Annotated in this window: 1 protein-coding gene and 1 pseudogene; both read right to left on the bottom strand. The window is 60.2% G+C overall.

The window, feature by feature from the left end; all coding sequences use genetic code 11:
- Positions 1 to 360 (bottom strand): VirB8/TrbF family protein (locus tag AC1DT2_RS23410; RefSeq protein WP_477299071.1); only part of this gene is annotated, 360 nt, incomplete at its 3' end.
- A 117-nt stretch (positions 361 to 477) separates the two neighbouring features.
- Positions 478 to 939: pseudogene (locus AC1DT2_RS23405) on the bottom strand (hypothetical protein); the annotation flags it as partial.
- Positions 940 to 1,406: the final 467 nt, after the last annotated feature.

Here is a 1,406-nt window from a genome sequence, read left to right as displayed (position 1 = left end):
GTCGCGTAGATTCGTCAGAGCAAGGTCATAGGCTTCGCGAGCGAGCACGAAGTGAGCGACATTGCTGCGGTTGACGGCCTCGCTCGAGGTGATCTGGCGATTCACGACATCGTCGGTGACGCGGGACAAGGAACTCGTTCCCGAGTACGCATCGGCGAGGATGAGATACGGCACTTTTTCCTTCAGCGGCATCATGTACAAAATGCACGCGCCGAGCATCACCGAGACGGCGAGTGCGCAAATCGCGACGATCCAGGCGCGCTTTTCGTTTCGCTTGGCTATATCGGCAAGGGTGACTTCGAAGCTGACGCTGTGAGCGACGGCCTGGTCGATCTTCGGCGAACTTTTCTTATTGAGCATGGGGTTGGCCTGTCCTGTCGTCGCTTACTTGGCGTCCGCATTCGCGGCGACGTGTTCGTCGTTCGCGGGAGCGGCGGCAGGTGTGGGTTCGGTTGCAGCGGGAGCTTGTGCGGCAGAGACCTTGGCGCCCGGCGCGACAGGCGCCGCGGGCGTGGTGCTGGCGCTCACTTCCTCGACGACCAGTTCCGACCCACTGACGGTCACGGCCACACCTTGCGCGCCGTAGATCGTGCTCAGCTGTGCCGTGGCGTCACGCAGCTCCGTGGTGTGAATGCCCGATGCGGCGCGCGTGAGACTGAAGTCGGAACGGAGGCGATAGGCGAGCTTCAGGCCGGTGTCTTTCGTCCACCGCGTCAACATCGTCTTCAGGGTGCCGTCCATCGGCGCCGCGTAGTACGTGTAAGGCAGGGCAAGCGGGATCYCGACCACTTTGTCGTCGTATTTGTTGACCGGCTTCCAGCGGCCGCCGAAGTCCTTCGCCGCGGGCGTACCGCAGGCGGAAAGGAGCATGGCGAGTGCGGAAACAAGGCCGAGGGCGATGGGGTTCAGGGTTCTATTCACGCTTGGCTCGTAAGTCATCGAAAGGCAAAGTGAAAACGTAGGCAGCAGACGTCGCGGCTCATCGCCGAAGGCGAAGCCGGGGAAGCGTTTACATCGCTACGAAGTGAGCAGGGGCGACAGGCCCTTGCTGGGGAAAGCCGACCAGAATGGAGGCTTTCACCCGCGTTGAAAATCGGATTAATCCGAAAAACGCGGGTGCCTTCTCAGACCCCGTGAACTGACTGGAACGGCGGGCCAACCGGCCCCGAGCGACATGCAAATCATCCATACAACATCCTGTACGAGCGCATTTGCGCCCTTGCATAACGTGCCAGCGAAGAATGGTCGCGCGCCTCAGGAGCGATAAGATCATCGCCCACTTATAGTTGCGTCTTACCGACCGTGTATCCCCACCCCTTTTGGCGGATCCCTGTCCGCGACGTAAACATAACGCAACAAGAAATTTCTGACCAGTGGCCTATGTGTGTGTTTTTGAGGCCTTTGTC

This window comes from Luteibacter sp. P4_E6, assembly GCF_056401535.1.
The sequence above is the reverse complement of the archived record's forward strand: the minus strand, read 5'-3'. Positions and strand labels throughout refer to the sequence as shown.